Genomic DNA, 26,426 nt, shown 5'->3' on the forward strand with positions numbered 1-26,426 from the left:
CAGCGAGTTGCCGAGGACGGTCCCGCCCGGCTGGCGGGACCGTCCTCGGCACTACCGCGGTGTTCCGTCGGCCACCGGGGCCGGCGCCGGGGCATAGCCGGTGGCCCGGGTCGTGAAGACGCCCCGGCCCTGGGTGCGGCCGCGCAGCCGGGACGCGTAGCCGAAGAGCTCGGCCAGCGGCACGGTCGCGGTGACCACCGCCGTACCGGATCGCGCGGCCTGTCGGGTGACCCGGCCGCGCCTGGCGGCCAGATCACCGAGCACCGCGCCGACGAAGTCGTCGGGCACCGTGACCGTGGCCTCGACCACCGGTTCCAGCAGCCTCATCGTGCAAGCACCCAGCGCCTCCCTGAGCCCGAGTCTGCCCGCTGTCCGGAACGCCATCTCCGACGAGTCCCTGGAGTGGGTCGCCCCGTCGGTCAGGGTCACTCGCAGACCCGTCACCGGATGACCGCCGAGGGGACCCTCGGCCAGCGCATCCCGGCAGCCGGCCTCCACCGCGCGGACGTACTCCTGCGGAACCCGCCCACCGGTGACCGTCGACCGGAACACGAAGCCTCCCGCGCCTGCGCTGTCATCCGCCGCACTGCCCGCGGCGCACTCCAGCGTCGCCACGTCAAGGACGACATGCGCGAACTGCCCTGCCCCACCGGCCTGTTTGACATGCCGGTGGACGAAACCCGACACGCCGCGGGCGACGGTCTCCCGGTATGCCACCTGGGGTCGGCCGACGCCGAGATCCAGGCCGTGGGCCCGCCGGATCTTCTCCACCGCGACCTCCAGATGCAGTTCGCCCATGCCCGACAGCACCGTCTGGCCGGTCTCGGCATCGGTCAGAACCGCGAGTGACGGATCCTCCTCGGCCAGCCGCGCCAGCGCTGCCGCCAGCCGTCCGGTGTCGAGCCGCCTGCGCGCCTCGACCGCGACCGAGACGACCGGGTCCGCCGAAGCGGGCGGTTCGAGGAGGACCGGCGCGGACGGCGCACACAGGGTGGCACCCGAACCCGCGGCCTTCAGCCCGGCCACGGCGACGATGTCCCCGGCGACCGCCCGGTCCATCTCCGCATGCCGGTCTGCCTGTACCCGGAGGATCCGGCCGATCCGTTCCGGCCGGCGAGCGCCCACGTCCAGCACGGCGTCTCCCTTCCGGATCGTTCCCGCGTAGACGCGCAGATACGTCAGCCGGCCGGTGGCGGTCGAGTTGACCTTGAACACCAGCCCCGCGAACGGCGCAGCCGGGTCGGCGGTCCGCTCCCACTCCTCCCCTTCATGAGTGCCGCGCAGCGGCGGAACGTCATCCGGCGATGGCAGGTAGGCCACGACCGCCTCCAGCAGCGGCTCGATCCCGCAGTCGCGGTACGCCGCTCCGCACAGCACCACAAGACCCTCACCGCTGTGGGTCAGGTCGCGCAGCACTCCGGCGAGCGTCCGCGCGGAAAGAGCCGAACGCGTGCAGAACTCCTCCAGTGCGATCGGGTGGAGTCCGGCCACCGTCTCCTCGAGCAGGCGCCGTCGGTGTTCGGCCTCCGCACGCAGGTCGTCCGGCACCGGGCCTTCCTCATAGGTGTCATGACCGGCTCTCCAGATCAGGGCGCGCATACGCAGCAGGTCCACCACTCCGGTGAACTCGTTCTCCTGCCCGATGGGCAGCTGGACGACCAGCGGTACAGCCCCGAGCCGTTCCCTGATCGACCGGACGGCCGCATCGAGGTCCGCCCCGGCGCGGTCCAGCTTGTTGACGAACGCGATCCGGGGCACCGCATGCCGGTCTGCCTGCCGCCAGACCGTCTCGCTCTGTGCTTCGACGCCCGCGACGGCGTCGAACACCGCGACGGCTCCGTCCAGCACCCGCAGCGAACGCTCCACCTCGTCGGTGAAGTCGACGTGACCGGGGGTGTCGATCAGGTTGATCCGGTGGCCGTCCCAGACACAGCTCACCGCAGCGGCGAAGATGGTGATGCCACGATCGCGCTCCTGCGGGTCGAAGTCGGTGACGGTCGTGCCGTCGTGGACCTCACCGCGCTTGTGGGTGGCGCCGGTGAGGTAGAGGATCCGTTCGGTGACGGTGGTCTTGCCCGCGTCGACGTGAGCGAGGATGCCCAGATTCCGGACGCGGTCGAGCGGACTGGTGGATCGCTGTCGAAGGTCGGTACGCACGGCCCGTGGCCTTTCGGGGTGTTCGGGAGGGAGGGCAGCGCGATGCGCGTGCTGAACGGCCCGCCCCAGTAGCTGCGTGGTCGCCGCGGGGCATGTCCACACATCGGGGCGGAGCTCGGCGGGCGACTCGGCGGTCGCCGCCACCGGGCCTGTGGGCTCAGAGGTTCGGCACGGAATTCCGGTGGCGGCCGCGCAGCCGGCACCGGGTGGACGTGGACAGCAGGATCACGTCATAGCGTGACCGGGGAGCGACGACGGCGGTGCGGTGACGCATGGCCGGGCTCCCCTCCGCTGTTCGCAACGCGCTGCGATGCCGTGTGCACCGAGCGATCCGAGTGTAGGGAGACGAGCCGGATCCCCGACAGCGGTTTTTCTGCCCTGCCGTGTCCCGGTGCGGACACGGGACATGCCTCTCGGTGAGCGGCCGGTATCCGCGAGGGCCTTCGCCGTGCTGAGTGCGCCTACAAACTGTGAAGATCCACTCTGGGGAGGGTGGGTTTCCCGACCACACCTTGCGGGCACCACTCGTACCGGAATAGCTAGCTCCATGAACCTTTTCAGCCGCAGCCCCTCCCCCCGACGCGCGGCCGCATACGCCGCTCCGGCGGCTCCCCAGGGTGCCGCTCCCCACGGTGCGGATCCCCGTGGCGCGGCTCTGCCGGATCCCGCCATGGCGGCGCTCACCGGAGAATGGATCATCGACCCGGCGCACAGCAGGATCGGCTTCTCCGTGCGGCACGCCATGGTGACGACGGTGCGCGGCGCTTTCGCCGAGTACGAGAGCCGCCTCTACTTCGACGGCCACAACCCTGCCCGTTCCCATGCCAAGATCGCCCTGTCCACCGCCAGCGTCGATACGGGAGTGGAACAGCGTGACGGCCACCTGGTCGGCCGCGACTTCCTGAACGCCGCGAAATACCCGCGGATGACGTTCAGCAGCACCGCCGTGCAACTCGCCGACCACGACGTCTTCCGCATGACCGGTGATCTCACCATCCGGGACACCACCCGCCCCGTCGTCCTGGAACTCACCTACATCGGCTACGTCACCGACCCGTTCGGTTACGAACGGGTCGGCTTCGACGGCACCACCACCATCAACCGTTCCGACTGGGGGCTGACGTACAACGCCCGGCTGGCCGAGGGTGGTGCCATGGTGAGTGAGAAAGTCCGGCTCCAGTTCGACATCGCCGCCATCCGCACCCCGTCCGCCGACTGACGGAGGGCCGGTCCGTTCGTGCGGTGTGTCACCCGCGCCGATCAGTAGACGTCTCGGACGTACCGTTTGCCGGCGGCGAGTTGCTTGACGTACAGGGCAGCCCCGTCGTGATCGAGACCGCCGTGAGCGACGACGATGTCGCGCAGCGCGTGATCGACGTCCTTGGCCATCCGCGCGGCGTCGCCGCAGACGTAGAAGTGGGCGCCGTCCTGGAGCCAGGACCACAGCTTGGCGCCGTGCTCGCGCATCCGGTCCTGCACATAGACCTTGGCCCGCTGATCGCGTGAGAAAGCGGTGTCCAGGCGGGTGAGGGTGCCGTCGTCGAGGAAGGCCGTCAGCTCGTCCTCGTAGTAGAAGTCCGTGGCACGGTGCTGTTCGCCGAAGAAGAGCCAGTTGGGGCCGCGGTGGCGGTGTGCGCGGCGCTCTTCCAGGAAGCCGGTGAACGGAGCGACTCCGGTCCCGGGGCCGACCATCACCATCGGGGTGTCGGGGTGGGCCGGCGGCCGGAAGTGCGGGGCGCGCTGCACGGTGACCGACACCGGGGCGCCGGGGGCGGCATCTGCGAGGAACGGCGAGCACACCCCGTTGCGGGGTCGGCCGTGCGGGTTCTCGTACCGGACGACGGACACGGTCAAAGACACCAGGTGGGGGTCGGTGAGCGGGCTGGACGATATCGAATACAGGCGGGGCTGCAGCCGTTTGAGAATGCCGGCCCACTCCTGCGGTGTGGCACGGACGGGGTGCTCGGCGAGGACGTCGACGGCTTGCCGGCCCCAGGACCAGCGGGCGAGTTCGCCCTTGTTGTCGGGTCGCAGCAACTTCTTCAGCGTCCGGTCGCCGGTGCGCTCGGTGATGAATCCCAGCAGCGCCGGGGTGAGTCCGGTGATGTCCAGATGCCTGTGCAGCGCGTCGGCCAGCCGGATCTCTCCGAGACCGGCGACGTCGACAGCGGCGTCGGCGTCAAGTCCGCTGACGGCCAGCCATTCGGTCACCAGATCGGTGCTGTTGACGGGATGCACGCCGAGGGCATCACCGGCCTCGTAGACGAGTGGGGTGCCGGCGACCCGGGTGTCGAAGGTGAACCGGCGGACCTCCTTGCCCGCACCGGGGAGGCTGAGGAGTCTGTTGCCGACCAGCCGGGCGGCGGTAGGTGCCGGCCTGGCGCTGCGCGGGGGCGTGGCGCCGGAGGCGGCGGGCCAGGCGGCCGGCGGTGGGTCCGCCGCCCCCGGCGACGGCTGTGCGGCGAGGCCGGTGAGGACCTGGTCCAGCCATGTCCTGGCGGAGGGCTCGTAGTCGGGTTCGCAGTCGGTACGGGGCGCCAGACGTATGGCCCCCAGCTCGTCCAGACGCTTGTCAAGGCGCCGGCCGTGCCCGCAGAAGTCGGCGTACGACGAGTCACCGAGCGCCAGGACCGCATACCGCCTGCCACGGAACGGCGGGATGTCGGTGGCGGTCAGGGCCTCCCAGAAGCCGGACCCGTTGTCGGGCGCGTCGCCGTCTCCGAAGGTGCTGGTGATCAACAGGAGGTCTGCCGCAGGCGGGAGGGCACGCGGGTCCGCTTCGTCCATGCCGACGAGCCGGGCCCGGTGTCCGGTCGCGGTGAGCCGGTCGGCGGCGGCCCTGGCGAACTCCTCGGCGTTGCCGGTCCGCGAAGCCCACAGCACGAGCACGTCACGGCTCAGGAGAGGGGCCTGCGCCGTCGATTCCTCTGCGGCCTGCGGGGCGCGCGAGTACATACCGGCGAGGACACCGTTCACCCACCGCGCGTGCTCCGCGCTGAACGGCGCACCGGCGGGCAGCACGGGGACACCTGGTGTGCCCGGCTGCAGCCCGGCGAGGAATCCGACCAGGTACTGGCGTTCGTGCTCCGCGAGCACGGGTGGCGGCGTGTTCTCCAGCCCGAAGACGGCTACGGCGCCGGACGGAGCCGCGGCCGGCACGACCGCGACCGGCTCGGCAGCGAGGGCGGGTGCCGGGGAGACGATGACTGCGGTAGCGACCTTCTTCAGCGTCACCGCACACATCTTGAAGCCGGGCTGGAAGGAGATCGGGTCAACGGCGTCGCTGGTCACCGCGTTGACGCTCAGATACTCGCCGAACAGGTCGTTCCAGTGGAACGGCGCGAAGCAGCACCCCGGCCGCACCCGGTCCGTCACCACGGCCGGCAGCACCGCCCGGCCGCGCCGGGACGCGATCTCGACGGAGTCGCCCTCCGCGATCCCGAGCCGTCCCGCGTCCCCGGGGTGAAGTTCGACGAACGGGGCCGGATTGAGCTTGTTGAGTCTGGCGACCTTCCCGGTCTTGGTGAGGGTGTGCCATTGATGCTGTACACGGCCGGTGTTGAGGACGAACGGGTAGTCGTCATCCGGCATCTCCGCGCCTGGAAGGTGCGGGCGGGCGAAGAAGACGGCCCGGCCGCTCGGTGTCGGGAACACCGGACCGCCGTCCTCGGCGAGGTAGCGGATCGGGTTGCGATCGGGGCCTTCGACCGACGGAGCGGGCCACTGCACGGACGTGGTGCGCAGCCGCTCGTACGTCACGCCCCGCAGGTCGTAGCCGGTCCGCGGATTCGCGGCGCCCTTGATCTCCTCGAAGATCTCCTCGGAACTGCCGTAGGTGAAGGCATCGGCGTATCCCATCTCGCAGGCGATCCGCGCGATGATCCGCCAGTCCGCGAGCGCCTCACCGGGCGGGTCCACGGCCGGCCGGGCGAGGGTGAGGTTGCGTTCGCTGTTGATCAGTACGCCCTCGCTCTCGCTCCACAGTGCGCCCGGCAGCACGACGTCGGCGTAGGCGTTGGTCTCGGTGTCGGCGAACACGTCCTGGGTGATGACGAACTCGGCCGTTTCCAGCGCTTCGATGACGGTCCGGCGGTTGGCGACCGAGGCGACCGGGTTGGTGCAGATGATCCAGCAGGCTCTGATCTCGCCCTCTGCCATCCGCCGGAACATCTCGACGGTGCCCTTGCCGGACCCTTCCTTGCGCAGGGTGCCCGGCTCGAGGCCCCAGAGCCCTTCGACGAAGGCACGGTCCTCATCGACCAGCACGGACCGCTGGCCGGGCAGACCGGGGCCCATGTAGCCCATCTCGCGGCCGCCCATGGCGTTGGGCTGGCCGGTGAGCGAGAACGGGCCGCTGCCCGGCCGGCAGATCGCTCCGGTGGCCAGGTGCAGATTGATCAGGGCGTTGGTGTTCCACGTACCGTGCGTGGACTGGTTGAGCCCCATGGTCCAGCAGCTCATCCACTCCCCTGCTTCGCCGATCCACTGCGCCGCCCGGCGGATGTCCGCCTCCGGGATACCGGTGATCCTGGCGACGGTCTCGGGCGGGTAATCGGCAAGGAATTCCGGCATCGCCTCCCAGCCCTCGGTGCGCTCCGCGATGAACGCGGCGTCCGTGTGCCCGTTCTCGTGAAGGAGGTGCAACAGGCCGTTGAGGAGTGCCAGGTCCGTTCCGGGGTTGATCCCGAGGAAGAGGTCGGCCTTGTCGGCGGTGGCGTTGCGCCGCGGATCGACGACGATCAGCCTGGCGCCTGCCTTGACCCGTTCCATCAACCGCAGGAACAGGATCGGGTGGCAGTCGGCCATGTTGGAGCCGATGACGAAGAAGACGTCCGCCTTCTCGAAGTCCTGGTAGGAACCCGGCGGGCCGTCGGCACCCAGGGAGAGCTTGTAGCCGCTGCCCGCACTCGCCATGCACAGACGGGAGTTGGACTCGATCTGGTTGGTCCGCACAAAGCCCTTGGCCAGCTTGTTGGCCAGGTACTGCGCCTCCAGACCCAGCTGCCCGGACACGTAGAAGGCGACCGCGTCCGCCCCGTGCTCGTCGATGATCGCCCGCAGCCGTCGTGCCGTGCTCGTGATCGCCTCGTCCATGGCTGCCGGTACGGTCTCGGCCCCGCGCTCGGGACGCATCAGTGCGGTGGTCAGCCGTCCGGGAGCGGCGAGCATGTCGGCCGTCGTCGCGCCCTTGGTGCACAGCCGCCCGGAGTTCGCCGGGTGCGCCGGGTCGCCCGACGCCTTGACGACCTTCCGGCGGCCGTCCGGGACCGAGGCGATGTCGAGCACCATGCCGCAGCCCACGCCACAGTACGAACAGACCGTCCGCACCCGGGAGACAACCGCCGGCGAATCCTGTGGGGGCACCGAAGAGCCTCTCTGTCGACCGAAGCGTGCCCCGACGGTACGAAACGCCCATTACGCTGATGTGACCTCGGCTGATCACGGGCTGTAACACCCGCCACACATGCGCGGGACCAGGACTGTGAGATCGAGCAGAATCGCGGCCCCCCTTGCCCTTGACGTCGACCAAGCCCAGCCAGGGGTCCGGCCGTTCATGGCCCGGAGCATTGGCGGTGACGCCGTCGGTGCCGGTCCGTACCTCGATACCGCCTCGCACACGGTCGGTCCGGCCGAGCTCGCGTCGGGCGCCCGGCTGAGAGCTCCCATGCGGCTGCTCCCCACGCGACTGCCCGCTCGCTCTCCGGGGCGGGACTCCTCAGGTCCGCGATCCCCCGCGCGGCGGTCGGCCCGCCTCCCGGGTCAGGCGAGCGTCGACAGAAGCAGCGCCATCAGCAGTCCGCAGACGCTCACGATGGTCTGGATGGCGGTGTGCGACTTCGTGGCCTGCCCGAGCGTCATCCCGAAGGACTCCTTGACCAGCCAGAACCCGGCGTGGTTCACGTAGTTGAGGCCGACCGAGCCGGCGCCGATGGCCACCACGAGCAGCGAGGTGTGCAAGCTGCCGCCGCCCTGCGCGAGAGCGGCGAGGATGCCCGTCGCGGCGACGATGCCCACCGTGGCGGAGCCGGTGGAGAAGGACAGGAGCAGGGCCAGCAGCCAGCCCAGCACGATCACATTGATGTGCATGCCGGATGCCGCGGACTCGACGGCCTGCCCGATCCCGGAGTCCTCGAGGACCTGGTTGAACGCCCCGCCGCCGGCGATGATCAGCAGGATGCCCGCAACGGCCTTCAGGCTGTCCGTGAGCGAGGAGCGGATCGCATCCGGCGACAGGCCGCTGCGGTATCCGAGGGCGAACAGCGCGAAGAGGAAACCGGCGAACATGGCGATCACCGGCTCACCGGTGAAGGCCAGTACGTGCCGCACCTGGCTGGACTCGTCGTACACGAGTTCCGCGATGGTGCGCAGCAGCATCAGGACCACGGGAACGAGCACGGCGGCCAGGGCCCAGCCGGTGCGGACCGTGTTCTCCCGGGGCCCCTGCGGCGCATCGGTCTCGGCCGAAGTCCTCAGGGAATCATGCTCCCCGGATATCTGCGGGGCACCGTCCGAGGGGCTGGCGATCGAGGGGTCGCCGTCCGACGCGATGCCGTTCGAGGGGCTGCCGTTCCCGGTGAACCGGGCGATCAGCTCGGGGTCGGGGCGCACGTCGAGGCGTGGGGCGATCCATCGGCCGTACACCGGGCCGGCGATGATGATCGTGGGTATCGCGCAGACCAGGCCCACGGCGATGCTCATGCCGAGATTCGCGTGCAGGCCCTCCACTGCGACCAGCGGACCGGGGTGCGGGGCCACCATGCCGTGCAGGGTGGCCAGGGCGCCGATCGCGGGCGCCGCCAGATACACGTACGGGGATCCGTTGATCTTGTGAGTACGTTCCAGACGCTGCGCCACGCTGAAGATCAGCGGGAGCAGGACGATGAGGCCGATCTCGAAGAACATCGGAATGCCGATGACGAAGGCCGCGCCCGCCACGTACCACGGCAGGGAGCGGGTGCTCGCGCGGTCGACGATCAGCCGGGCGATCCTGTCCGTGGCACCCGACGCCGACAGCAGCCGTCCCAGCATGGCGCCGAACGCGAGGGTGACGCCGACGTCGCCGAGGATGCCGCCGGCACCCGTTTCCAGGGATTCGGCGATCTTCTCGACCGGCTGTCCCGCCGCCAGGGCGACCCCGACCGAGACGGCCATCAGGGCAATGAAGGGGTGGAACCTGAGCCGGGAGTTGATCAGTGTGATCAGCGCGGCGATGGCCGCGGCCAATATGATCAGCAGCGTCCACGTGTGGCCCGTCACAGCCGGCCTCCCGATCGGCCGTCGGGGGCCGTACCCGGGCAGGGTGCGGTGAGTGCTGTCGTCATTGAAGAACTCCTGGCGTGCGGCTCGTTGTGTTCCGGCGGGAACGTATCGGCCGGGCGCCGGGCGCCTCCAGGTTGTGCACATAACCCGTGAAACCCCTGATCTGTGCGTTCTGCGCATTCTGTGCACGGTCCGCGCCGGGGTTACCGTCGGCGGGTGAGAATCGTCGAACCGCCGGGACGGGTGCCGTCTTCCCGGGACCAGTCGTCCCCGGGCAAGCCGTCCGCGCCGTGGCGGACCGGGCGGCGGGGCACCGGCCGGCGGCTAGCCGGCAGACGGTGGTCCGAGCGGGTACGGCTGCGAACCCAGGTGCTGCTGCTGCAGTGCGCGGTGGTCGCGGTCACCCTCGCCAGTGTGTTCGCCGCCTTCGCGTACTCCAATGAGCACCGGCTCGACCGCGAGTACCAGCTGCGGGCGCTCGCGGTGGCCCGGACGGTCGCCTCCGAGCCATCCGTCCGGCGCACCACCGCCGAGTTCTCCGCGGCCAACAACCGCCCGGGAAGCGGCGCGGCACACGCCGCGCGCGCGACGCTCGCGGAAGGCACGGTGCAGACCGTGGCCGAGGCCGCGCGGGTCAGGACCGGGTCGCTGTTCGTCGTCGTCACGGACGACCGGGGCATCAGGCTGGCCCACCCGGAACCCTCGCAGCTGGGCAGGAAGGTGAGCACCGACCCTTCCGGCGCGCTCGCCGGACGCGAAGTGCTGGCGCGGCATCACGCTCACCTCGGTGACGAGGTCGTCGCGAAGGTCCCCGTGTACGCACCAGGCTCGACCACCGAGGTCGTCGGCGAGGCCAACGCCGGGCTCGCCGCATCCGCAGTGCAGGCCCAGTTCCTCCGCGTTCTGCTCGGTGGCCTCGGCTGGCTCGTGGTCGCCCTGCTGCTCGGCGTCGCCGCGTCCGCGATGCTGGCCGGACGGTGGAAGCGCCTGACCCTCGGGCTCGAACCTGAGGAACTGGCCGGACTCGTACAGGAACAGGAAGCGGTCCTGCACGGCATCGGCGAGGGTGTCCTCGCCGTGGACACCGAGGGCAAGGTCACGGTCGTCAACGACGAGGCGCGCCGGCTGCTCGTGCCCGGCGCCGTCCCCGGCCGGGACCTCGGGGAACTGGGGCTGACACCCCGGGTGGCCGAGGCGTTGCGCAGCCCCGCACAGGGCCCGGTCATGGCGGCCGTCGGCGAGCGGGTGCTGGTGATCTCGTCCCGAAAGGTGCTCCGGGACGGCCGCGATCTCGGCACGCTGCTGACCGTCAAGGACCGTACCGATGTGGAGTCCCTGACTCGCCAGCTCGACGCGGTGCAGGCGATGAGTTCGGCGCTGCGCGCGCAGCGCCACGAGTTCGCCAACCGGCTGCACGTCGTCTCCGCGCTGGCCCGCGGCGGGCATCTCAACGAAACCACCGACTACATCGACACGATCCTCGGCACGGGCCGGCTCGGCGAGGCGCTGCCGGGTATCGACGCGGTCCGTGACTCCTATCTGCGCGCCTTCCTGTCGGCGAAGGCCGCGCAGGCGCGGGAGAGCGGGGTCACCCTGGTCATCGGGGGTGCCACCTGGGTCGAAGGCGCCCTCGCAGCGCCCGTGGACGTCACCACCGTGTTCGGCAACCTCGTCGACAACGCGATCGAAGCCGCCCAGCACGGACTGCGCGCCGTGAAGTCCGTCGAAGTGGAACTCATGACGGAGGACACCACCCTGCTCATCACCGTCGCCGACACCGGCGACGGTGTCCCGGCCGTACCGGCGGACGACGTGTTCACCGAAGGCGTGTCGACGAAGAACCACGCCTCGGTCGTGGGCGGACGCGGCATCGGCCTCGCCCTGGCCCGACAGATCGCCCGCACCGGGGGCGGCGATGTGTACCTCGCGGAACCCGGCGGGCCGCCGCCCTCCCCCGGACTCCCTGACGGAACCCGGAAGGCCGGCCCGGGCGCCCGTGCGGACATCGACCGGGCCACCGAACCGGTCTCCGGCGGCGCGGTGTTCGTGGCCCGGCTCCACGACGTCATGGAGGCGGACCAGTGACGGACCGCGTACCCGCACCCGCCCGGCCGCCGCTCTCCGTCCTCGTGGTCGACGACGACTTCCGCGTCGCCGGTATCCACGCCTCGATGGTGGAAGGCGTCCCTGGCTTCACGGTGGCCGGTACAACACACACAGCGGCGACGGCACTTGAGGCCATCGCCGCCACCACGGCCGCCGGCACGACCATCGACCTGGCCCTCGTCGACATCTATCTCCCCGACGGTTGCGGCATCGACCTGCTGCACCGTCTGGACTGCGACACCTTCGTCCTCAGCGCGGCGGCCGAGGGCCCGGTGGTGCGCCGCGCGCTGTCGGCGGGCGCACTGGCCTATCTGATCAAACCGTTCCCACCGGGGCTGCTGGCGGAGAAGTTGCGGGGCTACGCCCGGTTCCGGCAGCTGACGGACGCGGAGTCCGTGGACCAGAGCACCGTCGAGGACGCGTACGGCGCACTGCGGGAGACCGCCGCCCGCCGCCCCGCTCGCCGGCCCACGGCCCGTACCGTGACCGGTGACGCGGTGCTGACGGCCGTCCGGACCTCCCCGACGCCGCTGTCCGCAGGACAGGTCGGCGAACTGATCGGCGTCTCACGCGCCACCGCACAGCGCTACCTCGCCTCGCTCGTCTCCTCGGGCCTCCTGCGGATGAGCCTGCGCTACGGGACGACGGGGCGGCCGGAGCAGGAGTACCGGATGCCGTGACGGCCTGATCGCGGTCGCACGCGATTCGTCACGCGCGACCGTGCGTGACGATCTTGGTGCCTGCGGCGAAGGCCGGCTGACCTGCACGTTCGGGCGGCGCCTGGGGTGCACGGCAAGGGCTCTACGTCGCCGCCGCCGTTGCCCGCCAGATCGAACGCGACAACCTCAACGAACTCATCACCGTCGCCGAGGCCGAACATGGCGCCATCACCGATGAGGAGATCCAGGCTCTGCGCGTTCAGCTCCATCAGGCACAGGTGCAGGGCGGGGCAAACACCGCGTGACCCGCTTCCCCGCCCCCGCGCCGGGCGGCACCCTCGTGCTGGACAGCGAAGGGCTGGCCAAGGCCGTATTGCGTGACCGCACAGTCACCGCGTGGCTGGCCCTCGCCCGAGCCGACGACCTGCGGGTGATCACGTCCGCGGCCACCCTCGTCGAGGCGGTACACCCCGGATGAACCGCCCGGCTCTGGAATGGACACTGTCCCGCCTCGTGGTCGAACCGGTCACCGAGCAGATCGCCCGCCACGCAGGCACACTGCTCGCCGATGCCGAGCTGCACGGGCACAAGTACGCCATCGATGCCATGCTCAGCGCCACCGCCCTCGCCGCACCCGGCCCCATCACCGTCCTCACCTCCGACCCGGAGGACATCGCCACACTCTGCGGCGCACGCGCCACCGTGATCAAGATCTGAGCAGTGAGCTGCCCCGCGCTAACGTGCGTGCGTTGAATCCGCCGCGGCCACGAGCACCACAACCCCCGCCGCTTGGCGTCCGGAACCTGCCCCGAAAGTTGTCAGGCCCCGGCCGAGCATGCTGTCGGAGCGACGAGATCTGATACCCCGTTCAACTCTCTGGCCCTGCGCACGAATCCCTGGTGCAGGTCCTGCGCCGCCTGCGGGACCGCGTCGCCCTTCCGGCGTTGCAGCATCAGCAGTACGTGGGTCGAGTCGTCCGCGAGCGGTCGGTGGGTGATCCTGCCGAGCCTCTCCAGCGGATCGCCGATCACGCTGAAGTCCGGCAGGACCGTGACACCGAGTCCTTCGGCCACCATCAGCTTGCCCATCTCGGCGCCGTCGGTGGAGTACGAGAAGACCGGGTCCCGGCCTGCCAGGAGCCGGTGCACGAACCGGTGCATGACGTAACCGGAGCGCATCGCGACCAGAGGTTCGCTGAGGAGCTCTTCCACGGTGATCGCCGTACGGGAGGCGAGGGGGCTGCCGGGGTGCATGCAGGCCACCGGCCGGCCGCGCAGGAGCCGGGATGTCTCGAGGCCAGCGGGTACGTCGTCGCCGTCCAGGTGGTTGACCAGTCCGAGGTCGAAGCCGCCCTCGGAGAGGGCTCGTTGGATCTCTGTCTGCTGTACACCGACCACCTCGACCTGTGTGACCGGATGCGTCGCGCGGAAGTCCCGTACCACCGGCACGAGCAGCGGCACGGTTGCCGCGTTCACCGTGCCGACCCGCACCATGCGGCTGATCCGGTGCTGCTCGCCGGCTGCGGCCCGGAGCCGGTCCAGCGCTTCCAGCACGCTCGCGATGTGCGGCAGCAGCTCCTGCCCCTGTGCGCTCATCGTCGATCCGGACCGCTTGCGCTCCAGGAGGTCGACGCCCAGCTCCCGTTCCAGATTTCTGACCGTCTCGCTCAACGCGGGCTGCGACATGCGCAGCTCCTCCGCCGCCCGACGGAGAGAACCGAGCCGTGTCACCGCGGAGATGTATTCCAATTGTTCGGTCCGCATACAAGAAGAATGCTTTTGGTTTTCTGATCAGTGCAAGGTTTCCCCTGTCACAGGTTCGTGAAATCCAATGGTCCACGATACGAAACCGGTCGGGTTCCCCTTGACGGTTCTCATGGACTGCTGCCAGCATCGAGTTCATGAACAAGCGACTGGACCTCACGCGGCGACGCCATGTCGACCTCGCTCGCGTCTCCAGCGCCTCCTGTCGTTCCTGCGGCCTGACTCGCTGATCCGCCGCCCTCCCCCAGTGCCCGCACCCGTCGTACAAACACGCGTGCCGCGCTGTCCTCACACCGTCTGAATCCGGCTCCCGCACAAGCCTGCCGAATTCGGCGTGCCTGAAATTCCGAGCATTCCGCGACAGGAGTTCTGCATGCCCGCGCCCCTCAAATTCGCCTATTGGGTTCCCAATGTCAGCGGCGGCCTGGTCACCAGCAATATCGAACAGCGCACCGACTGGGGTTACGACTACAACCGGGAACTCGCCGTCCTCGCCGAGAACAACGGCTTCGACTATGCCCTCAGCCAGGTCCGCTACATGGCCAGCTACGGAGCCGAGTACCAGCACGAGTCCACCAGCTTCAGCCTCGTCCTGCTGCTGGCCACCGAGCGGTTGAAGCTCATCGCCGCCGTACACCCCGGCCTGTGGCATCCGGGCGTCCTCGCCAAGTTCGGTGCCACCGCGGACCACCTCTCCAGAGGGCGATTCGCCGTCAATGTCGTCAGCGGCTGGTTCAAGGGCGAGTTCACCGCCCTGGGCGAGCCCTGGCTGGAGCAGGACGAGCGATACCGCCGCTCGGAGGAGTTCATCCGCGCGCTCCGTCAGCTCTGGACCGAGGACCACACCGAACTCGCCGGCGACTTCTACCGGCTGCGCGACTTCACCCTCAAGCCCAAGCCGCTGAACTCACCCGAGCGCCCCCATCCGGAGATCTTCCAGGGCGGCAACTCCACGGCCGCGCGCGCCATGGCCGGCCGTGTATCCGACTGGTACTTCTCCAACGGCAAGGACTTCGCCGGGGTCACCGAGCAGCTCGACGACGTACGCAAGTCCGCCGCCGAAGCGGGCCGCAGCGCACCGAAGTTCGGCCTCAACGGCTTCCTCATCGCCCGTGACACGGAGGCCGAGGCGCGCGAGACGCTGCGCGAGATCGTCGCCCGGGCAGACACCGAGGCCGTCGATGGCTTCGGCGCGGCCGTCAAGCAGGCCGGCCGGTCCGCCGCGGACGGCAAGGGCATGTGGCAGGACTCCTCCTTCGAGGACCTGGTGCAGTACAACGACGGCTTCCGTACCGGGCTCATCGGGACGCCGGAGCAGATCGCCGAGCGGATCGTCGCGTACAAGAAGCTCGGCGTCGACATGCTCCTCCTGGGCTTCCTGCACTACCACGAGGAGGTCGAGTACTTCGGCCGGCGGGTCCTGCCCCTGGTCCGTGAACTGGAGTCCCAGCTTCCCGACGGCGAAGCCGGGTCCGCGCCCGTCCCCGCCTGAGATCACCGCGCGCCCTGCGTACTTCCCGCCTTCCGCACCGCACGCCGCGAAAGAGGTCACTCACCATGAGCACTGTCACGCCCGTCGACTGGCAGACCCGTACCGCTCCGCAGTCCGCCGAGGAATGGATCGCCCGCGCCACCGAGGTCGCAACCGTCCTCGCCACCGACGCCGCCGCCCGCGACCACGCGGGTGCCACCCCGCACGCCGAGGTCCAACTCCTCAAGGAATCCGGCCTGGTGACCCTGCTCGGCCCCGTCGCGCACGGTGGCGCGGGTCAGGACTGGACGACCGCCTACCGGGTGGTCCGCGAGGTCTCCAAGGCCGACGGTTCCATCGGCCAGCTCCTCGGCTACCACTACCTGTGGAACTGGGCCGCCCGCCTGGTGGGCACCCGCGAACAGTGGGAGCACGTGGAGGCCGAGGCCGCCAGGCACCGCTGGTTCTTCGGCGGAGCCGTCAATCCGCGCGACGCGGACGTCCTCGTGACCGAGGACGGCGACGACCTGGTCCTCACCGGTCGAAAGACCTTCTCCACCGGCAGCAGGATCTCGGACGTCACCGTTCTGGAAGGCGTCTTCGAGGGCACCGACCAGCACGTCTTCGCAATCGTGCCCTCCGACAGCGACGGCCTGACCTTCCACGACGACTGGGACAATATCGGCCAGCGGCTCACCGAGAGCGGCGGCGTCACCCTCGACGGCGTCCGCACCCCGTGGTCCTCCGCGGCCGGATACGTCGACAAGAAGTTCCAGCCGCGCATCTACAACACCCTCAACGTCCCCACCATCCAGCTGGTCTTCGTCAACTTCTACCTCGGCATCGCGGCCGGCGCGCTGCAGACGGCCGCCACCTACACACGCGAGAAGACCCGCCCCTGGCTGCACGGAGGCCATGAGCGCGCCGCCGACGAGCCGTACGTCATCGACGTCTACGGCGACCTCACCGCGAAGCTGTGGGCGGTCGAGGCTTTGGCCGACGCCGTCGCCGCCGAGGGGCAGCGACTGCACGAGGACCCCGACGCGGTCACCGAGCAGGCACGTGGCGAATTCGAGGTACGGGTGGCCGCGGTCAAGGCCCGAGCCACCGATGTCGCCCTGGAAGTCTCCAGCCGCATCTTCGAGGTCACCGGGGCCCGCTCCACCGCCAGCGCCGAGGGCCTGGACCGGTTCTGGCGCAACGTGCGCACCCACACCCTCCACGACCCGGTCTCCTACAAGCGCCGCGAGGTCGGACGCTGGGTCCTGAGCGGTGAGCTGCCCGAACCGACCTGGTACTCCTGACCGCGCTCCGGGGCCGCCTTCCGCCGTGGAAGGCGCCCCCACCATCCGAAAGGGCACCCATGGCCACCGTCCTGTCCGTCTCCGGCAGCCCCTCTGCCTCCTCCCGCACGGGAAGACTGCTGCGCCACCTGGATGCGCGCGTCGCCGCCCAGGGCCACGAGGTGATCCCGCTCGACGTCCGCACCATCCCCGCCGAAGCGCTGCTCGGCGCCGACTTCCGCCACCCCGCGATCATCGAGGCCACCGAGCTCTTCGCCCGCGCCGACGGGGTCGTCATCGGCACCCCCGTCTACAAGGCGGCATACTCCGGCGTCCTCAAGGCCCTCCTCGACCTGCTTCCGCAGTACGCCCTCGCGGGAAAGACCGTGCTCCCCCTGGCCACCGGCGGTACCACGGCACACGTCCTGGCCATCGACTACGCCCTGCGCCCGGTGCTCAGCTCCATGGGCGCCGCTCACATCGTCCAGGGCTGGTTCACCCTCGACAAGGACCTCACCGCCCACGAGGACGGTTCCCTGACTGTAGCTCCGGCCGCGAGCGAGGCGCTGTCCCAGGTCCTCGACCAGTTCGTGACGGCCCTCGGCCGTGCGCCACTGCTGGCCGTGGCGGGCTGAGCCATGACCGCACACGTCATCGCCAACGACGCGGAGGCCCTCACGGTCGCCGCCTCGCTGGCTGAGGAGTTCCGCGCCGACGCCTCCGCGCGGGACGTTGGACGCCGCCTGCCGCGTGCGGAGCTGGACCGGCTCTCCGCGTCCGGGCTGCTCGCCGTCACCGTCCCCGCCGAACACGGCGGGGCCGACGTCTCCGCGGAGACCCTCGCCGAGATCTTCCGGCTGCTGGCCGCCGCCGACGCCAGCCTCGCCCAGATCCCGCAGAGCCACTTCGCCTACGTCAACGTGATCCGACGCCAGGGAACCGACGAACAGCAGAAGTTCTTCTTCGCCGAACTGCTCTCCGGGGCACGCCTGGGCAACGCCCAGTCGGAGGCGGGCACCAAGCACGTCCAGGACATCCGCACCCGCCTGGAACGGCGGCCCGACGGCTCGTACGACCTGACCGGAGTCAAGCACTACTCCACCGGCGCCCTCTTCGCCCACTGGATCCCCGTCCTGGCCCGCACGGACGACGAGACCCTGCAGGTGGCCTACGTGCCCCGGGACGCCCCGGGCCTCACCGTCGTCGACGACTGGGACGGCCTGGGCCAGCGCACGACCGCGAGCGGCACCGTGCGCCTGGAGGGCGTACGGGTTCCGGCCGACCGCGTCCTACCGCACCACCTCACCTTCGAAGGCCCGCAACTCCACGGCGCGGTCGCGCAGTTGCTGCACGCGGCGATCGACACCGGTATCGCCGGAGCCGCCCTCGCAGAGGCGGCCCAGTTCGTACGGACCAAGAGCCGCCCCTGGTTCGAGAGCGGCGTTGGATCGGCCGCCGAGGATCCGCTGCTGATCCAGCGGTTCGGCGAACTCTCCGTCCAGGTCAGGGCTGCAAAGGCACTGCTGGGTGACGCGGCGCGGACCGTGGACACCGCCCGAGTCGACCTCACCGACGATTCGGCGGCCGAGGCGTCGATCGCCGTGGCAGCCGCCAAGGTACTGGCCGCGCAGACCGCCGTGGAGGTGGCGGGCGCCCTCTTCGAGGTGGCCGGGACCCGCTCCGCCCTCAACTCCCTCAACCTGCACCGGTACTGGCGCGACGCCCGCACCCATACGCTCCACGATCCGGTCCGCTGGAAGATCCAGCACATCGGACGCCACGTACTCAACAACACCCGGCCGCCCCGCCACGGCCTGCTCTGACAGACCGGCTCCCAGGACCTGTCAGACACCCGGAACCTCCTGAACGGAGACACCACGTGTCCCTCACCTTCCACTGGTTTCTGCCCACCAACGGCGACAGCCGCCATGTCGTCGGCGGCGGTCACGGAACGCCGGCCACCGCCAGCGGACGGGACCGGCCCCCGACGGTGGCCTACCTGAGCCAGATCGCCCGCGCCGCCGAAGACCTGGGCTTCGTGGGCGCACTCACCCCCACCGGCGCCTGGTGCGAGGACGCGTGGCTGGCCACGGCGATGGTGGCCCAGCACACCGAGCGGCTGAAGTTCCTGGTCGCCTTCCGCCCCGGCTTCGTCTCCCCCACGCTCGCCGCCCAGATGGCCTCCACCTTCCAGCGGCAGACGGGAGGCAGGCTCCTGCTCAACGTGGTCACCGGCGGCGAGAGCCACGAACAGCGCGCCTACGGCGACTTCCTCGACAAGAACGCCCGCTACCGCCGCACCGGAGAGTTCCTGGGGATCGTCCGGGCCCTGTGGGAAGGCAAAACGGTCGACCTGCCAGGCGAGCACCTCAGCGTCGAGGGCGCGAGGCTGGCACGCACGCCGGATCCAGTCCCCGAGGTCTACTTCGGCGGCTCCTCGCCGATCGCCGGCGAGATAGCGGCCCAGCACGTCGACGTGTACCTCACCTGGGGCGAACCTCCCACACAGGTAGCCGAGAAGATCACCCGGATCCGGGAGCTCGCCGCGAGACAGCAGCGCTCGGTACGGTTCGGCATCCGGCTGCACGTCATCACCAGGGACACGTCCGAGCAGGCGTGGGCCGAGGCCGGCCGGCTCCTGGAGGGCTTCGACCAGAAGACTGTGGCATCCGTGCAAGCAGGACTTGCCCGCAGCGAGTCCGAAGGACAGCAGCGGATGCTCGCACTGCACAGCGGTGGGGACCGGCACGGCCTGGAGATCCACCCCAACCTCTGGGCAGGGATCGGCCTGGTGCGCGGCGGCGCGGGCACCGCCCTCGTCGGCAGCCACGCAGAGGTCGCCGAGCGAATCAAGGAGTACGCGGCCCTCGGCATCGACGAGTTCATCCTCTCCGGCTATCCGCACCTGGAGGAGGCGTACTGGTTCGGTGAGGGCGTGCTGCCCCGGCTGGCCTCAGAGGGCCTGTGGCAGCACCCGTTCGAGAAGAGTGCAGCTCGGGCTGTCCAGGTGCCCTTCGCCTGACAGATCACCGACCGAGGAAGATATGGACGCCCCGCCGGCGCCCCCGACACGGCCCTCCAGTCGATCGCGAAAGCAGCCGGCGTAGGCCAGAGGACCATCTACCTGCACTTCCCCAGCCGCGAGGCGTTGCTCCTCGCCGTCTACCGGACTGACATCGAAGAACTGGTCGAAGCCACCCACGCCTGCTCAACGAACACGAACCCATGGACGCACTGCGCCTCCGGTTCCGGCAGCTCGCCACGTACGGCAGCAGCAAACACGGGGCGCCCCCGGCCATGGAGGCCACCACCCGCGCCGATCTGGGCAGTCACTTCTACCCGCCGGTCGCCGCGGCACTGGACCAGCTACTCACCGCCTTCAAGGCGCCAGACAGCTGAGACCCTGTGCCGATGCCGACGAGGTCCTCCTGCTGATGCCGTTCCTGTCGAAGACCGGCAGCGGTCCCGACAGGCGGGAACGCACCGAGCGCATGCTCAGCATCGTCATCGACGGGCTGCGACACGCGCCTGGAACTCGACAGCGACCGCCCCGGTCGGCAACTGCGCAGCCCCGTCCAGCCGCGCACGCGACGACATGCGTGACCACGAGCAGTCGCGTTCGGGAAGGCAGCGGGTTCTGCGACGTTCCCCGGGTGGCCAGTTGGGCCGATACACCTGTGACAGAACGAAGACGTCGCGAAGAACCGCCTGTAACTCGGTGCGAGATACAAATACTTCTGACCGCACGGACCGCACTACTCACGGGGGAACACCATGAAGCACACCCGCATCGCCGCTCTCGCCGCCATCAGCCTCGCCGCCACCCTCTCCCTCACCGCCTGCAGCGGTGACGGCTCCGGCAAGGACTCCTCCGCCAAGGGCGACTCCACCCCGTCCTCGGCCGGGTCTTCTTCGTCCTCGGACGGTGGCTCGAAGCCGGGGGGCGGCTCGAACTCCGGCGACTCGACCGCCGACAACACGAAGCCGGACTCCGGCGGCCAGGGCACCCAGGCGGGCACCCGTCCCGGCAGCACGAACGGCGCCGCGACGACCAGCAACAAGGTCGCGTTCTGCAAGACCGAGGACCTGGCCATCGACGCCACCAACGCCGCGCCCGACAAGACCTCCGGCCGGATCAACATCACCATGATCAACCGGGGTTCGGCCACCTGCTCGGCCACCGGCTTCGCCGGCGTCGACATCAAGGACGCCGACCACACATCGAACCCCATCGAGCGCGGCCCGGCCCAGCCGCGCATCACCATCCTCAAGCCCGGCGACGCCGCGATCTTCGACCTCGCCTACACCATCGACACCACCGGCAACAGCCTCTCCACCCCGACCAACATCCTGGTCACGCCCCCGAACGAGACCCACACCGTCAGCCTGAATTGGCCCGCCGCCGCCGGCCAGATCAAGGGCGCCTACACCGACGTCCAGGTCTACCCCACCCACACCACCAAGTAGGAGCGGCGGCTCCTGTCAGGCCACGGCGCTCGGCCGCCCTGACCGAACGGGGGCCTGGCCCGGAGGCGGCTGCATCACCACACCTGGATGCGGGGAAAGTCAACCGTCCGGAGCCGGGACTGGCCGCCCTGGGGTCGTTGGAGAAGCCGCTGCGCGGACTCCTTCCAGGACCGTCTCGCCGCCGACTGACAGGCCGTGTGTCCGGGCCTGACCCTGGGCGCTTCGGCCCCACCCGGATGTTCACCCCGGACGACGTCGTCCACTGATTCGTCGGCAACCCGGCCAAGCGGCCCAGGACGTTCATGCTGCCTGGTCTCTTCTATCCGCGGTGCGACATGGTCGAGAACTATCAGGAAGAACTGTTCTCCCTGTAAACACGCCGCGCAGCGTCTCATCCACCCGATCGTCTTCTCCTGAAGCCCGGAATTGCTGCGGAAGCGACGGGCATCGTCTCCGGGGCAGCACGGGTGGGAGTGCGTGGTCAGCGGGGCTGGGTGCCGTCGGGGTTGATCCGCGGGGCCGGGAACAGCCACCGGCTGCCGTCGGGCCAGTGTTCCAGCACCCGCCGCTGCTGGGCGGTGATCTCGCCCTCGACCTCCTCGTCGATCGTGACCAGGGCCTCGCGTTTCATCTTCCGGTTGACGTAGCGCAGGTAGGTGGCGCCGTCCCCGCCCCGGACGATGCAGTCGAAGGCGGCATTGCAGGTGTCGCCGACCCGCGGTCCGCACCGCATCAGGACCAGCGTCACCAGGCGCCCCTCGGGGTTGTGCCAGCGGCTGGCCGAAGAAGACAAACCAGTCCTTCAGATCGTGGGCGTACGCCTTGACCGTGTCCAGCGACCGCTCGATGCCGGTCAGGTAGGCCAAGTAGCGCTCGATCGGCTCGACCGTGCCGCCTCCATCGCCAAGGACTGTCCACGACTCAAGCGACGAGGCGGGCATCAACACCCTCTGCACCAGCATCGGACCTCCGGGGAAACCGCGTGATGGACGGTGGTAGACCGTCACCACACAGATCTCCGCCCACCACAGGCTCGTGCTGAACGTCGTGGACGCGCTTCCAGCGGCTCAAGAGAAGTTGGATGAACCGGCGGTCGACTCCGTCCTCGGTCAGATGCGTGACGTAAGAAGGTCGGATTGAGTGGGGAGTTAGATCTTTTGGGAGCTTTAGGGCATCGCCGTATGCCTCGAACCGGTCGTTGATCGAGCCGGGCTGGACGGCCCCCGCGTTCGGTGATCCACACAGCCGGGTGGTCGGGGAATCCGAAGCGCGGCCGGACGTTCTCGACATGATCGGCGACCGCCTCGACGGCCCAGTCCATCACCGACAGCACGTTCCGCCGCCGCGGCGGCTGCCCCTTCTTCACCTTGCCGTAACGGACGTTGAGCGTGCCGTACCGGCCGAACTGCCGGGCCAGCGGGTTGCGTCCGAAGTCGACCACATCAAGCTTCGACGTCTCGGTCCGGCGTCCTCCGAGGCCCGTTACCGGTCTGCGCGATTAGGTCCTTGCAAGAGCTGAATAATTCCAACCCCAATCTCCTTGTGGCCGCTGGTGGCTACGTGAAAATTTGCAGGAGCGCCTGCCATCAAGGGTGGTTTGTCGCTTGAACTCGTCACTACCACCCCTGGCGTGGCCGACGACCTCGCGCGCGATTGCTGCCTGGTTTGGGGGAAGGATCGCCGTCGGCCATCGACTGTTCGACCAATCCGTCGTCACCGACGGACTTAAGAGGAGAGCGCAGATGGCCCCGCCCAAGCCGACAGACGTCATGATGCAGATGATGGGAGGATTCAGGTCTCCCAGGCCGTCTACGTCGTGGCCAAGCTGAACATGCCGACGATGTTGGACGAGGCTGGCGGTCCGCTTCCGGTGAGCGCACTGGCCGAGAGATGCGGCGCGCACATCGAGCCGTTGCGCCGCCTGCTGCGGGCGCTCGCAGCACGACCGCCGTGCGGTCGGGCACGGTACGGGCGCTGGTTTCCAGCAGGCCGGCAAGATTGAGCATCAGGTCTCCGTACAGGTACTTCGGCGTGCGCGTGCGTGCGGACGCGGCGGATACGCCGGCCGAGAGCCAGGCGTCAGCCCCGCAGCGCGGCGGCGAAGAGTGCGGGCAGTTTCGCCAGGCTCGGCGCCGCCGTGAAGCGGGTGAGGCGCTCCACCGTGGTCAGCGCCGTGCGGTGGGTAACGAAATACGGGGGGCGCGGGGACATCGACGGGTCGCCCGTGACCAGTCCACGCGGGGCCGGTGTGAACGGGGCGCGCAGCACGGTCTTCTCGACGTCTTCGAGCATGAACGCGTTGTGGACGAAGCCGATGCCGCTGCCGATGTCCTGGCGTGTGTGGCCGGGGAAGGCGCCCCACGGAGTGAAACCGAGCAAAAAGCCGACGCCCGACCAGCAGTTGACGCCCAGCGTGCCGTAGCGCAGATCGGCGACGGCGGCGCGCACGGCCTCACCGTGGGCCTTCTCGGTCCTCGGGTGGACGATCAGGGTTGCGCCGAGGGTGCCGGGCAGGGTGTCGTTGGCGAAGCCGACCGCTTGGCGCAGGAATTCGGCCGGGGTCGCGCCTGGCAGGCGTACGACGCCCAGGGCGCTGCCGAAGACCTCGCCGGTGATGAGGACGTCGTCGTGGTGGTCGGTGATGTCGGGGACGAGTAGTCGGCAGTCGTCGCCGTGCGTCTCCGCCTGCGGGTGTGCCTCGCGTACCGCGGCGAGGCGGCCTGCGGCGCCGGGGTAGTAGTCGGTGCGCGGGGGTAGATCGCGCAGTACCCGTCGGATCTCGCCGAGAAGCCGCTCGGTGCCGTCCCAGGCGCGAGGCAGGACCAGGATCTGGCTGGCGATGCAGTTATGGCCGGAGTTGTTCATCTTGCTGGTGACGATGTGTTCGGCCTGGAAGCGGAAGTCGGCGTCGCTCCAGGGGCCCGGCGCCACGATGCAGGGACTGACGCCGCCCAGTTCGCTGCTGAAGGGCTTGGCGATCAGCGGGAGGTCGTCACGGCGGCGTCGCTCGGCGTCCTCGTCGGTGCCCCAGACGATGGCGTCGTGGGTGCGGTCGCTGCCGGTGACGTGAATGGCGTCGACGCCTTCGTGGCGGGTGAGATAGGCGCCCTCCGCCGCGCCGCCGTCGACGAAGCGCACCCAGCCCCGCTCGACGAACTCGGCGAAGACGTACTCGAAGTGGGGGCGCAGATAGGCGTTGACCGGGTTCATCTTGGCGATGACGACCTGGCCCTCGGCGTAGAGCTTGTGCAGGATGTCGAGCGCGGTGATGGCGGCGACGTTGCCGGCCCCCAGCACCAGGGCCAGCGCCGGGTCTCCCTGCCCGCCCCGGTACTCGCCCGCGGCGCGCGCCCGCGCCTGCTCCGCCGTGACGCCTGGGCGCATCCACACCTGGGCCGTGAATCCGTTGAGCAGCAGGGTGTCCCAGCCGGTCGCGGGGAAGACGTCCACGTGGGTGCGGCCGTTCTCCTCGAGCACAGCCTTGGGGCCCAGCGGATCCCTGCCCGCAGCGATCCGTCGAAGGACGTGAAGAAGCGCCGCGGTGTTCTGAGCCAGAGCCCACGGGCCACCCGTCCAGTCTTCCGCCGCCCAGGGGGAGTTTGGTTCGTACCCCTTCGCCCGAGAGCCCGCAGCGGCCATCGCGGCCGCACGTGCGATGACACGCGGCTGCAGCCGCTCCAGGAGGACGATGCGTTCGGCGAGCGGGGTGGTGGACCAGGACTCGGCGGTGCCGCGTACGTCGGCCACGGTGCGGTCGAGGAAAGAGATGTCGAGGGCGCTGGTGTTCAACGTCGTCCCTTACGGAAGGTGGGAGTGGGAAGGGCGGGGCCTGCCCCGTGCTTTGTGCCAAGGAGCAGGCCCGTACGTGTCGTCACACGGAGAGCAGGCGGGCGTCGCGATCGGGGTTGATCAGCGTGACGGCGGCGGTTCCGCCCACCAGGAGCAAGGCACCGGTGACCAGGACCGCGTACTGGTAGCCCCCCGCTCCATGGCTGTCCACGAGGCTGCCGATCAGCGTCGGGGCGATCAGACCGGCGGTGGTCACCACGGCGTTCATGATGCCCAGGGCGCCGCCGCGACGATCGGCAGGAGCCAGCTCCATGATGGTGGTGGCGGCGATGCTGCCCATCGCCCCGGCGAGGGCGAACGCACCGACCAGCAGCACGACGGTCACGGCACCGGCCGGGGCCACGGGCAGGGCCAGACAGGAAACACCGGAGATGAGCAGAAGGACACCGCCGACCCAACCGCGGGCCCACCGGCTCGCGATTCCGCGGCGAAGCATCCATCCGGTCAGGCCCGCCTGTCCGAGCACGAGGATTCCACTCAGGCCCCAGAACAGCATCAGCAGCTGTGTGGACACGGCCGATGAGTAGCCAAGACCATCACGGAGGTAGGAGGGGAGCCACACCAGGGCGAAGGCGATCACCCAGTAGGTGCTGAAGTAGGCGATCGTGACGCCGATCCAGGTACGGGTCGCAAGAATTCGGCGGTACGGCATCTTGGGCTGTGCCTGGCGCACGGCCCCAGTCCCCTTGCCCGTCCCTGGCCCGTTGCCGGAGGCCGCCTCGGCCGGGGAGTCCTTGTCCGACGTGGTCGCGTACGGCCCCTCTTCCCCGAAGCGTATCCACAGCAGCGTCCACACCACGCCGACCAGCGCCACCGCGGCGACGGCCGAGCGCCAGCCGTGATGGTTGATCAACCACGTCAGCACGGGAGCGGCGACCAGGACCCCCAGCGTAATCCCCAGGACGATCAGCGCCCCTGGCAGGTTGCGCCGGTGGTTGGGGAACCAGGAAAGGGTCGTCTGCTGGGCGACCGGGAAGGCGGGCCCCTCTGCGGCGCCGAGGAGAACACGTGAGGTGATGAGCACCGCGAGCCCTCCTCCGACGGCCAGTGGTGCCTGGGAGACGGACCACAGAACGGCCATGATCAGCAGCAGCCATTTCGGCCGTACGCGGTCGGCGAGGAGCCCGACGGTGGCACCGGATATCGAGAACAGCAGGAAGAAGGCGCTGCTGGCGAGGCCGAAGGCCGATGCGGACAGGCCGAGGTCCTGTCGGATCTCATCCGCGGCCAGACCGAGTACGGACTTGTCGGCGAAATTGATCATCATGAGGACGACGAGCAGCGCGGTGACGGTCCACGCTCGGCGCCTCGTTCCGCTCGGCGCCTTCGGGGGGCCGGCGGGCACAGCGGGTGCGACATCGGTGTCGGTCACAAGGGCTCCGCGGAGACTGGGCAGGGTGGGGAGGAAGGG

At 69.7% G+C, this 26,426-nt stretch carries 19 protein-coding genes and 3 pseudogenes; 15 read left to right on the forward strand and 7 right to left on the reverse strand.

The window, feature by feature from the left end:
• Positions 1–51 precede the first annotated feature (51 nt).
• Positions 52–2,157 (reverse strand): elongation factor G, encoded by a 2,106-nt coding sequence (gene fusA, locus OHS16_RS06320; protein ID WP_328536184.1) that lies wholly within the window; start codon positions 2,155–2,157, stop codon positions 52–54.
• 547 nt (positions 2,158–2,704) lie between these two features.
• Between fusA and OHS16_RS06325 the strand changes: the two genes are divergently transcribed.
• Positions 2,705–3,376, forward strand: coding sequence for a YceI family protein (locus tag OHS16_RS06325; RefSeq protein ID WP_328536185.1), 672 nt, complete (start codon positions 2,705–2,707; stop codon positions 3,374–3,376).
• Positions 3,377–3,417: 41 nt separating this feature from the next.
• Here the strand turns inward: OHS16_RS06325 and OHS16_RS06330 are convergent, their stop codons facing one another.
• Together OHS16_RS06330 and OHS16_RS06335 are read right to left on the reverse strand one after the other, a co-directional pair.
• The gene (locus OHS16_RS06330) at positions 3,418–7,446 is read right to left on the reverse strand and encodes a molybdopterin-dependent oxidoreductase (RefSeq protein ID WP_443042566.1); all 4,029 of its coding nucleotides are present in this window, start codon (positions 7,444–7,446) and stop codon (positions 3,418–3,420) included.
• Positions 7,447–7,917: 471 nt separating this feature from the next.
• The gene (locus tag OHS16_RS06335; protein WP_328536186.1) at positions 7,918–9,414 is read right to left on the reverse strand and encodes a GntP family permease; all 1,497 of its coding nucleotides are present in this window, start codon (positions 9,412–9,414) and stop codon (positions 7,918–7,920) included.
• A gap of 219 nt (positions 9,415–9,633) precedes the next feature.
• On the opposite strand from OHS16_RS06335, the gene OHS16_RS06340 reads away from it, so the two are divergent.
• The 4 genes and pseudogenes from OHS16_RS06340 to OHS16_RS06355 all read left to right on the forward strand — a co-directional run bounded on the left by OHS16_RS06340 (position 9,634) and on the right by OHS16_RS06355 (position 12,899).
• Entirely contained in the window at positions 9,634–11,502 is a 1,869-nt protein-coding gene (locus OHS16_RS06340; protein WP_328536187.1) for a sensor histidine kinase, read from the forward strand.
• Positions 11,499–12,203, forward strand: a complete 705-nt coding sequence (locus tag OHS16_RS06345; protein WP_328536188.1) for a response regulator transcription factor — start codon at positions 11,499–11,501, stop codon at positions 12,201–12,203. The genes OHS16_RS06340 and OHS16_RS06345 overlap by 4 nt, the downstream gene beginning before the upstream one ends.
• A gap of 122 nt (positions 12,204–12,325) precedes the next feature.
• Positions 12,326–12,487, forward strand: a pseudogene (locus OHS16_RS06350) (CopG family transcriptional regulator); the annotation flags it as partial.
• Positions 12,484–12,899, forward strand: a pseudogene (locus tag OHS16_RS06355) (type II toxin-antitoxin system VapC family toxin). The pseudogenes OHS16_RS06350 and OHS16_RS06355, both read left to right, overlap by 4 nt.
• 101 nt (positions 12,900–13,000) lie before the next feature.
• Here the strand turns inward: OHS16_RS06355 and OHS16_RS06360 are convergent.
• A complete protein-coding gene (locus OHS16_RS06360) occupies positions 13,001–13,945 on the reverse strand; it encodes a LysR family transcriptional regulator (protein ID WP_328536189.1) in 945 nt (314 codons plus the stop codon).
• 137 nt (positions 13,946–14,082) lie between these two features.
• Here OHS16_RS06360 and OHS16_RS32075 point away from each other — a divergent pair, with 137 nt between their 5' ends.
• From OHS16_RS32075 to OHS16_RS06395, 9 genes and pseudogenes are all read left to right on the forward strand, one after another.
• Entirely contained in the window at positions 14,083–14,175 is a 93-nt protein-coding gene (locus OHS16_RS32075) for a putative leader peptide (protein ID WP_443042567.1), read from the forward strand.
• Between the two features lie 143 nt (positions 14,176–14,318).
• On the forward strand, positions 14,319–15,437 hold the full coding sequence (gene sfnG, locus OHS16_RS06365; RefSeq protein WP_328536190.1) for a dimethylsulfone monooxygenase SfnG: 1,119 nt from the start codon (positions 14,319–14,321) through the stop codon (positions 15,435–15,437).
• 65 nt (positions 15,438–15,502) lie between these two features.
• Positions 15,503–16,720 carry an acyl-CoA dehydrogenase family protein gene (locus OHS16_RS06370; RefSeq protein ID WP_328536191.1) on the forward strand — a complete coding sequence of 406 codons (1,218 nt, stop codon included), beginning with the start codon at positions 15,503–15,505 and terminating at the stop codon, positions 16,718–16,720.
• A 59-nt stretch (positions 16,721–16,779) separates the two neighbouring features.
• Positions 16,780–17,334, forward strand: a complete 555-nt coding sequence (gene ssuE, locus OHS16_RS06375; protein ID WP_328536192.1) for an NADPH-dependent FMN reductase — start codon at positions 16,780–16,782, stop codon at positions 17,332–17,334.
• 3 nt (positions 17,335–17,337) lie between these two features.
• Positions 17,338–18,522, forward strand: coding sequence for an SfnB family sulfur acquisition oxidoreductase (locus OHS16_RS06380; RefSeq protein ID WP_328536193.1), 1,185 nt, complete (start codon positions 17,338–17,340; stop codon positions 18,520–18,522).
• Positions 18,523–18,578: 56 nt separating this feature from the next.
• Positions 18,579–19,721 carry an LLM class flavin-dependent oxidoreductase gene (locus OHS16_RS06385; RefSeq protein WP_328536194.1) on the forward strand — a complete coding sequence of 381 codons (1,143 nt, stop codon included), beginning with the start codon at positions 18,579–18,581 and terminating at the stop codon, positions 19,719–19,721.
• A gap of 3 nt (positions 19,722–19,724) precedes the next feature.
• Positions 19,725–19,850, forward strand: a pseudogene (locus tag OHS16_RS32080) (helix-turn-helix domain-containing protein); the annotation flags it as partial.
• Between the two features lie 74 nt (positions 19,851–19,924).
• The gene (locus tag OHS16_RS06390) at positions 19,925–20,098 is read left to right on the forward strand and encodes a hypothetical protein (protein ID WP_328536195.1); all 174 of its coding nucleotides are present in this window, start codon (positions 19,925–19,927) and stop codon (positions 20,096–20,098) included.
• 375 nt (positions 20,099–20,473) lie between these two features.
• Positions 20,474–21,166, forward strand: a complete 693-nt coding sequence (locus OHS16_RS06395; RefSeq protein WP_328536196.1) for a DUF4232 domain-containing protein — start codon at positions 20,474–20,476, stop codon at positions 21,164–21,166.
• Positions 21,167–21,647: 481 nt separating this feature from the next.
• Here the strand turns inward: OHS16_RS06395 and OHS16_RS06400 are convergent, their stop codons facing one another.
• Positions 21,648–21,959: a hypothetical protein gene (locus tag OHS16_RS06400; RefSeq protein ID WP_328536197.1), complete on the reverse strand. Its 312-nt coding sequence runs from the start codon at positions 21,957–21,959 to the stop codon at positions 21,648–21,650.
• 996 nt (positions 21,960–22,955) lie between these two features.
• Here OHS16_RS06400 and OHS16_RS32085 point away from each other — a divergent pair.
• Positions 22,956–23,168 (forward strand): methyltransferase family protein, encoded by a 213-nt coding sequence (locus OHS16_RS32085; protein ID WP_443042749.1) that lies wholly within the window; start codon positions 22,956–22,958, stop codon positions 23,166–23,168.
• Between the two features lie 77 nt (positions 23,169–23,245).
• Here the strand turns inward: OHS16_RS32085 and OHS16_RS06410 are convergent, their stop codons facing one another.
• On the reverse strand, positions 23,246–24,955 hold the full coding sequence (locus tag OHS16_RS06410; RefSeq protein WP_328536199.1) for an aldehyde dehydrogenase family protein: 1,710 nt from the start codon (positions 24,953–24,955) through the stop codon (positions 23,246–23,248).
• Positions 24,956–25,037: 82 nt separating this feature from the next.
• The gene (locus tag OHS16_RS06415; RefSeq protein WP_328536200.1) at positions 25,038–26,387 is read right to left on the reverse strand and encodes an MFS transporter; all 1,350 of its coding nucleotides are present in this window, start codon (positions 26,385–26,387) and stop codon (positions 25,038–25,040) included.
• Positions 26,388–26,426: the final 39 nt, after the last annotated feature.

This window comes from Streptomyces sp. NBC_00344, from assembly GCF_036088315.1.
GTDB lineage: Bacteria > Actinomycetota > Actinomycetes > Streptomycetales > Streptomycetaceae > Streptomyces.

Excerpts from the sequence above, each read along its gene's own strand:
- OHS16_RS06325 (WP_328536185.1), top strand. The coding sequence starts at position 2,705 with ATGAACCTTTTCAGCCGCAGCCCCTCCCCCCGACGCGCGGCCGCATAC.
- OHS16_RS06330 (WP_443042566.1), bottom strand. The coding sequence starts at position 7,446 with ATGGTGCTCGACATCGCCTCGGTCCCGGACGGCCGCCGGAAGGTCGTC.
- OHS16_RS06360 (WP_328536189.1), bottom strand. The coding sequence starts at position 13,945 with ATGCGGACCGAACAATTGGAATACATCTCCGCGGTGACACGGCTCGGT.
- OHS16_RS32075 (WP_443042567.1), top strand. The coding sequence starts at position 14,083 with ATGAACAAGCGACTGGACCTCACGCGGCGACGCCATGTCGACCTCGCT.
- sfnG (WP_328536190.1), top strand. The coding sequence starts at position 14,319 with ATGCCCGCGCCCCTCAAATTCGCCTATTGGGTTCCCAATGTCAGCGGC.
- OHS16_RS06370 (WP_328536191.1), top strand. The coding sequence starts at position 15,503 with ATGAGCACTGTCACGCCCGTCGACTGGCAGACCCGTACCGCTCCGCAG.
- ssuE (WP_328536192.1), top strand. The coding sequence starts at position 16,780 with ATGGCCACCGTCCTGTCCGTCTCCGGCAGCCCCTCTGCCTCCTCCCGC.
- OHS16_RS06380 (WP_328536193.1), top strand. The coding sequence starts at position 17,338 with ATGACCGCACACGTCATCGCCAACGACGCGGAGGCCCTCACGGTCGCC.
- OHS16_RS06390 (WP_328536195.1), top strand. The coding sequence starts at position 19,925 with ATGGACGCACTGCGCCTCCGGTTCCGGCAGCTCGCCACGTACGGCAGC.
- OHS16_RS06395 (WP_328536196.1), top strand. The coding sequence starts at position 20,474 with ATGAAGCACACCCGCATCGCCGCTCTCGCCGCCATCAGCCTCGCCGCC.